The sequence below is a fragment of the Burkholderia sp. AU16741 genome (assembly GCF_002223345.1).
In the GTDB taxonomy this organism is placed as follows: domain Bacteria; phylum Pseudomonadota; class Gammaproteobacteria; order Burkholderiales; family Burkholderiaceae; genus Burkholderia; species Burkholderia sola.
Map to the genome: position 1 here is coordinate 353,842 of NZ_NKEZ01000009.1, position 7,172 is coordinate 361,013.

The 7,172-nt window shown below is 66.9% G+C and carries 7 protein-coding genes and 1 pseudogene; 3 read left to right on the top strand and 5 right to left on the bottom strand.

The features are described from left to right. Positions 1-58: 58 nt before the first annotated feature. Positions 59-538 carry a nuclear transport factor 2 family protein gene (locus CFB89_RS28860; protein WP_050013484.1) on the top strand — a complete coding sequence of 160 codons (480 nt, stop codon included), beginning with the start codon at positions 59-61 and terminating at the stop codon, positions 536-538. Positions 539-1,014: 476 nt separating this feature from the next. Here the strand turns inward: CFB89_RS28860 and CFB89_RS28870 are convergent, their stop codons facing one another. Next, positions 1,015-2,100: a tartrate dehydrogenase gene (locus CFB89_RS28870; protein ID WP_089470914.1), complete on the bottom strand. Its 1,086-nt coding sequence runs from the start codon at positions 2,098-2,100 to the stop codon at positions 1,015-1,017. A gap of 115 nt (positions 2,101-2,215) precedes the next feature. Between CFB89_RS28870 and CFB89_RS28875 the strand changes: the two genes are divergently transcribed. Beyond that, entirely contained in the window at positions 2,216-3,139 is a 924-nt protein-coding gene (locus CFB89_RS28875) for a LysR substrate-binding domain-containing protein (protein ID WP_089470915.1), read from the top strand. Positions 3,140-3,204: 65 nt separating this feature from the next. Here the strand turns inward: CFB89_RS28875 and argC are convergent, their stop codons facing one another. Beyond that, positions 3,205-4,146: an N-acetyl-gamma-glutamyl-phosphate reductase gene (argC, locus tag CFB89_RS28880; protein ID WP_089470916.1), complete on the bottom strand. Its 942-nt coding sequence runs from the start codon at positions 4,144-4,146 to the stop codon at positions 3,205-3,207. A gap of 120 nt (positions 4,147-4,266) precedes the next feature. Here argC and CFB89_RS28885 point away from each other — a divergent pair, with 120 nt between their 5' ends. Then, on the top strand, positions 4,267-5,151 hold the full coding sequence (locus CFB89_RS28885; RefSeq protein ID WP_089470917.1) for a LysR family transcriptional regulator: 885 nt from the start codon (positions 4,267-4,269) through the stop codon (positions 5,149-5,151). A 27-nt stretch (positions 5,152-5,178) separates the two neighbouring features. Here CFB89_RS28885 and CFB89_RS28890 read toward each other — a convergent pair whose 3' ends face one another. The 3 genes and pseudogenes from CFB89_RS28890 to CFB89_RS34570 all read right to left on the bottom strand — a co-directional run. After that, positions 5,179-5,643 (bottom strand): hypothetical protein, encoded by a 465-nt coding sequence (locus CFB89_RS28890; protein ID WP_089470918.1) that lies wholly within the window; start codon positions 5,641-5,643, stop codon positions 5,179-5,181. Positions 5,644-5,703: 60 nt separating this feature from the next. Continuing rightward, entirely contained in the window at positions 5,704-6,921 is a 1,218-nt protein-coding gene (locus tag CFB89_RS28895) for a patatin-like phospholipase family protein (protein WP_179233551.1), read from the bottom strand. Positions 6,922-7,043: 122 nt separating this feature from the next. Further along, positions 7,044-7,172, bottom strand: a pseudogene (locus tag CFB89_RS34570) (3-hydroxybutyrate dehydrogenase); the annotation flags it as partial.

The window sequence follows — 7,172 nt, forward strand, 5'->3', positions numbered from 1 at the left end:
CAGCGAATCCGAACCGGCTGCGTGCGTTCGCGGCCAGAACCCTGAACAGGAGCAACCCATGTCCGCTTCCCCCGAAGTTCGTCCGCCCGTTCCGCCCTTCACGCTTGAAACGGCGCGCCAGAAGGTGCGCGCCGCCGAGGACGGGTGGAACACGCGCGACCCGCAACGCGTGTCGCTCGCCTATACGCCGCAAAGCCGTTGGCGCAATCGCGCGGAATTCGTGACGGGCCGCGACGAAATCGTCGCGCTGCTGCAGCGGAAGTGGGCGCGCGAACTCGATTACCGGCTGATCAAGGAGCTGTGGGCGTTCGACGGCAATCGCATCGCGGTGCGCTTTGCATACGAGTGGCATGACGATGCGGGCAACTGGTTCCGTTCGTACGGCAACGAGAACTGGGAGTTCGACGAAAACGGCCTGATGGCGCATCGTCACGCGAGCATCAACGATCTGCCGATTCGCGAGGCTGACCGTCTTTATCACTGGCCGCTCGGCCGTCGTCCCGACGATCATCCGGGGCTGTCCGACCTCGGGCTGTGAAGCCGCGCGCGTTCAAGGGATCGGCGAACGCATCACCGGCGATTCAATGGTGAGGAAATTCGGGAGCCTTCCGCTGAAGGTGAGAATTTTCGGGATCAGGTGAAATGTTGCGTCGAACTGTGTGCGTTGAACAGGCCGACGCGACATCGCAAGGGTAAAGCGGTGCATACATCGACGTGCAGTGGTGTGCTTCACCGCGTGATGCATCTCACCGATCGTATCGAAGCGATCATGCGCGGACGATCGGTGTGCGCGAGCGACACGTGCAGCTCACCGATCGGATCGTCTTTCGACGTGCAACGAAAAACCGCACAAGCAGTGCGCGTTGCGATGTGTCGTTGCTCACCGATCGACTTCACCACCTACGCATCAGCGGAGTTCGCAAACGTGCGCAACCGCATCGTGCGTCGCTCATTGCAGACCGATTCGCGAAGCGCCCGCCGCCCGGCGCGAGCGCCGGGCACGACCGTCAACCCTCAACCCGCGATCCGCGCGGCGATCGCCTCGCCCACTTCCTGCGTGCCGGCGTTGCCGCCGAGATCGCGCGTACGCGGCCCGGTGCGCAGCACGTCCTCGATCGCCGCGACGATCGCATCGTGCGCGTCGCGTTCGCGGCCCGTGCCGTTGCCGAGGAAGTCGAGCATCATCGCCGCCGACCAGATCATCGCGACCGGATTCGCGATGTATTGTCCCGCGATGTCGGGCGCCGAACCGTGCACGGGTTCGAACAGCGACGGGAACGTGCGGTCGGGGTTCAGGTTCGCCGACGGCGCGATGCCGATGGTGCCCGTGCAGGCCGGCCCGAGATCCGACAGGATGTCGCCGAACAGGTTCGACGCGACGACGACGTCGAAGCGGTCCGGCTGCAGCACGAAGCGCGCGCACAGGATGTCGATGTGCTGCTTGTCGACCGCGATCTCCGGATAACGTTCGGCCATCTCGGCCGCGCGCGCATCCCACCACGGCATGCTGATCGCGATGCCGTTGCTCTTGGTCGCGACGGTGACGCGCTTCGCGCGCCGCTGCGCGAGCTCGAACGCGAATTTCAGCACGCGTTCGGTGCCGTGCCGCGTGAAGATCGACTGCTGCATCACCACTTCGCGCTCGGTGCCTTCGAACATCGTGCCGCCGACCGACGAATATTCGCCCTCGGTGTTCTCGCGCACGATCATGAAATCGATGTCGCCCGGGCGGCGGCCGGCGAGCGGCGACGGCACGCCGTCGAACAGGCGCGCGGGCCGCAAGTTGATGTACTGGTCGAATTCGCGGCGGAATTTCAGCAGCGAGCCCCACAGCGAAATGTGATCGGGCACCGTCGCCGGCCAGCCGACCGCGCCGAACAGGATCGCGTCCATGCCCGACAGTTGGGCTTTCCAGTCGTCCGGCATCATCGTGCCGTGTTGCGCGTAGTAGTCGCAGCTCGCCCAGTCGATCTCGACGAAGTCGAAGCGCACGCCGAAGCGCGCGGTCACGGCGGCGAGCGCGCGCAGGCCCTCGGGCATCACTTCGCGGCCGATGCCGTCGCCGGGGATCACGGCAATCCTGTAAGTCCTGTCGGTCATGCAAATCTCCTTGGCTGGTTGGCCGGCTGCCGGGAAGGCGGCGGCCCGTCACGACATTCTATTTATTTCCATCTGGATTAAAATCGCTCAAAAGTTAATCGACTTTCCACGAATCGTGAATAAATCGCCGAACCTCGACGACCTGCGCGTGTTCAGCCTGGTCGTCCGCCTCGCGAGCTTCAGCGCGGCCGCCGAGCAACTCGCGGTGTCGCCCGCGTATGTCAGCAAGCGCGTCGCGATGCTCGAGACGCAACTCGGCACGCGCCTGCTGCACCGCTCGACACGCCGGATGACGGTCACCGAGGCCGGCGAACGCGTGTTCGCGCGCGCCGAAAAGATTCTCGACGACGTCGATCATCTCGTCGAGGACGTGTCGACCACGCGCACGGTGCCGCGCGGCACGCTGCGCATGTCGAGCAGCTTCGGCTTCGGCCGGCACGTCGTCGCGCCGGCGCTGCTCGACTTCAGCGCGCGCTATCCGCAACTGAACGTGCGGCTCGATCTGTTCGACCGGCTCGTCGATGTGGCCGGCGAAGGCTACGACCTCGACGTGCGCATCGGCGACGACATTGCCGATCATCTGATCGCGCGCCGCCTTGCCACGAACCATCGCGTGCTGTGCGCGTCGCCCGACTATCTCGCCCGCCGCGGGACGCCGCGCTCGCTCGCGGATCTGGCCTCGCACGACTGTCTCGCGATCAAGGAGCGCGATCATCCGTTCGGCGTATGGCGGCTGACCGTGCGCGGCGAAACGGCCACGGTGAAGGTCGGCGGCGCGCTGTCGACGAATCACGGCGAGGTGGCCGTGCAATGGGCGCTGGCCGGGCGCGGGATCGTGCTGCGCTCGATCTGGGAGGCCGGGCCGCTGATCGAGCGCGGCGCGCTGTGCCGCGTGCTGCCGGACGCGATCCAGCCCGCGAACATCTGGGCCGTGTATCCGGAACGCGTCGCGGCGTCGGCGAAGGTGCGCGTGTGCGTGGATTTTCTGGTGGAGACGCTGGCCGGCCTGAATGCCGCCGCGGGTGACGATACGGCTTGAAACCGGCTAAAGGTGAGCTTTTACGGGGGCATGCGCAGGCACCGTCGACGATGCCTGCGGGCGCGTCACGCCGCGTGTCCCGCACCGAGCATCAAGTCGAGATTCTGCACGGCGGCGCCGGATGCCCCTTTGCCGAGATTGTCGAACACGGCGGACAGCAGCACCTGGCCGCCGTCTGCGTTGACGAACACGCCGAGCCGCAGGTCGTTGGTGCCGTTCAGCGCTTGCGGATCGAGATGCGTGGCCGCCCGTGTGTCCGCGAGCGGCATCACGTCGACATGACGCGCGTCCGCGTAATGGTGCGCGAGACACGCTTGCAGCCGCTCACCGGTCACCTCGGCCGGCAATAGCCGCAGCTCGATCGGGATGGTGAGCACGATGCCTTGCCGATAGGCACCGTAGGCCGGCACGAAGAACGGACGGTGCGCGAGCCCCGCATGCTGCCGGATTTCGGGCACGTGCTTGTGCTCGAGCGCGAGACCGTAGATCTGCAGCGGCAACGCGTTCGCGGCGGCATCGCCCGATTCGAACGCGTCGACGGCGGCCCTTCCGCCGCCCGAGTAACCGGACACCGCGTGGATGCTCACCGGGTAGTCGCGCGGCAGCAGCCCTGCCTGCAGCAGCGGGCGAAGCAGGCCGATCGCGCCCGTCGGGTAGCAGCCCGGATTGGTCACGCGCTTCGCATGCGCGATGTGTTGCGCCTGTCCGTCGGCCATCTCGGGAAAGCCGTAGACCCAGTCGGGCTGCGTGCGATGGGCTGAACTCGCGTCGATCACGCGTACCGCCGGGTTCCGGATGAAGCCGACCGCTTCGCGCGCGGCCGCATCGGGCAGGCAGAGGATGGCGATATCGCACGCGTTGAGTGCGTCGGCGCGCCGCGCCGCGTCCTTGCGTTCGGCGGCGGGAAGCGTGAGCAGCTGCATGTCGGTGCGGTCGCGCAGACGCGCGTGAATCTGCAACCCGGTCGTGCCCTGGTCGCCGTCGATGAAGACAGTGGGGAAGCTCATGATGGTCGTGTGCGTCGCGTTCGGTCGTCGAGGAAGCCGTATCCTCCACCGAACGCCTAGAATAGGAAAAGTTGAATTTGCTGATCGTCTGATTCAGTTTTTCTGAACGAGAGGGGTGTGATGCGCGAGATCAGTCTGGACCGTCTGCGTACGCTGGTTGCGATCGCGGACCACGGATCCTTCGTGGCGGCGGCGCAATGGCTTCATCTCGCCCCCCCCACCGTCAGTCTGCATGTCGCCGAGCTGGAAAGCCGCGTCGGCGCGCCGCTGCTGTCCCGCACGCGCGGCAACGTGCGCCCGTCGGTGATCGGCGAAGTGCTGGTGGAGCGGGCGCGGCGTCTGCTGGCGGAAGTCGAAGCCACGCTGGACGACGTGCAGCGACAGGTGCAGGGGTTGACCGGGCGCGTCCGCCTCGGCGCATCGACCGGCGCGATCGCGCACCTGTTGCCGCAGGCGGTGGCCGGCCTGCGTGCGCAGCATCCGGATATCGACGTGCAGATCGCGGTGCTCACGTCGCAGGACACGCTGGCGCGCATTGCACAAGGCGCGCTCGATGTCGGGCTGGTCGCGCTGCCGCAAGCGCCGGTCGCGGGGCTGTCGATCCGCCCGTGGCGGCGCGATCCGGTGATGGCTTTCCTGCCCGCGGACTGGCCGCTTCCGGCCCGTGTGACGCCCGCGTATCTGGCCGCGCGGCCGTTGATTCTCAACGATGCGACGACGCGCCTGTCGCGTCTCACGACCGAATGGTTCGCGCTCGGCGGCCACCGGCCCGAGCCGCGGATCGAACTCAACTACAACGATGCGATCAAGAGCCTCGTCGCCGCCGGGTACGGCGCGACGCTGCTGCCGCACGAGGCGGGCGCCCCGCTGCCGGATGCGCGCATCGTCATGCGGCCGTTACGTCCGGCGTTGTGGCGCGAACTGGGCATTGCGCATCGGGCCGGCCCGGTCGAACGGGCGACACAGCACGTGCTCGATGCGCTGCGGGCGCTCGGCGCGCGATAGCGGGCCGTCGGGCGGCCGGCCGCGCGTTCAGAGCCGGTTGTCCTTCGCCAGCGTGAGCACGCGCGCCCAGCGCTGTGCATCGCGCTTGTCCATCATCGGCAGCTTCCATTCGCCGTGCACGGCGTCGCGCACGCGCACGACGAGATGCCAGCGGCCGTCGATCGGCGCGGCCTCGCAACCGTCGAGCTGCGACAGCGTATAGCGGCCATCCGCGCCGTCATGCGACAGCCACAGCAGCCCTTGCGTCGCGGACACGCGCAACTCGCCCCACGCGCGATGCACGATATGCGTCCAGCCTTCTTCCTTCGTGTTCGATGCGATGTCGCGACGGCGCTTGAGCCACCACGCGACCAGTGCGATCAGGAGCGCGGCGGCCAGCACGGCGGCCGCGATCGCGACCGGCTGGCCGAACTGCGCGGCGATGACGTGAAACAAGTGAACGGCGCCCCACCCCAGGGCGATGAGCGCGAATAGCGCAATGAAAATCGGCATGTCGAATCGGAAAGGAGTACGAGCCGGCGCGGGCGGCGCGCCGGCCCGTTGCACACGGCATTACCGGCGGCGGTGAATGTCGTGCGTGACGAAGCCCGCGTCGTTGGTGGGCAGCGCGAGGCCGTCCTTCACCGCGAGCGTCTTGCGGATGTCGTCGAGACCCGCGGACCAGTGGTCGCGCATCGTCGACAGACCGAACTGATAGTCCTTGTAGTGATGCTCGTACGCTTTCTGCTGATAGATCAGGTGTTGAATGTTGTACTTCTTCCCGCTCGACATTTCTTCGGCTTCGACGCACCACGGATCGGTCTTGCGCTGTTCTTCCGGCACCCGTTCGAGCACGTGGCGCAGCACGTTGCGGTAGCGCTGTTCGCGCTGCAGCGTGTCGGTGACGAAACGCGTGCGGCTCGAATACTGCACGTCCTTCGTGCGCTCGGCGACGTCGGCCATCGTGCGCGGCAGCGGCCCGCGCGCGCTCCACAGATCGACCTGGAACGCGAGCGTGTCGCTGCGCGGCCGGGCGCGCAGCACTTCCATCAGCGGCGTGTTCGACACGACGCCGCCATCCCAGTAATACTCGCCGTCGATCTCGACGGGCGGGAACGCGGGCGGCAACGCACCGGACGCCATGAAATGCTCGGGCGCGAGACGGATGCGCGAGTTGTCGAAGTACACGAAGTTGCCGGTGCCGACGTTGACCGCGCCGACCGACACGCGCGTTTCGCCCGAATTGATCCGGTCGAAATCGCACAGCTTGAGCAGCGTCGTGCGCAGCGCCGACGTGTCGTACCAACTGATCTTTTGCGGATGATCGGCCACGCCCGGCAGCGGCGGCGGAAAGCGCGGCACGAAGAATCCCTGCTGGCCCTGCATCATCGCGCTGGCTGCCTGCGATGCGGTGAAGAACGTTCGGACCTGATCGATGCTGTTGAACAGCGCGAATTCGAACGCGGCCGGAATCGCGGGAAAGAACGCCGGCTGGCAGATCGTTTCCCAGAATTCGCGCAGGCGCTCGACGCGATGCTCGGGCGCATTGCCGGCGATCAGCGCGGTGTTGAGCGCGCCGATCGAGATGCCGGCGATCCAGTCGAGCGGAATGCCTGCTTCATGCAGCCCTTCGAACACGCCGGCCTGATACGCGCCGAGCGCGCCGCCGCCCTGCAGGACGAGCGCGATCGTTTCGTACGGCAGCGACCGCGCAGCAGCCGGCGCGCCGGCTTCGTGCTGCAGGTCCGCCGCATCGACGGCCTGCTTTTCTGTACGCGCGTGCGGTTTCATCAGTTGCTCCGAGAAATCCCGCCGTGGGCGGCGGTGATGGATGGCGTGACGTCGATCGACGGCACGCCATCTCGAGAAGGACGGTGGCGCGGAAGTCGCCTACCGTCGGGGAGGCACTCGCGTTACTGCATGAACCAGCCGTGGCTGACGACGAACGACTGGCCGGTGAGCGCGGCGCTTGGGAACGCCGACAGGAACAGCACCGTCTGTGCGACGTCCTGCACCGTCGTGAACACGCCGTCGACCGTGTT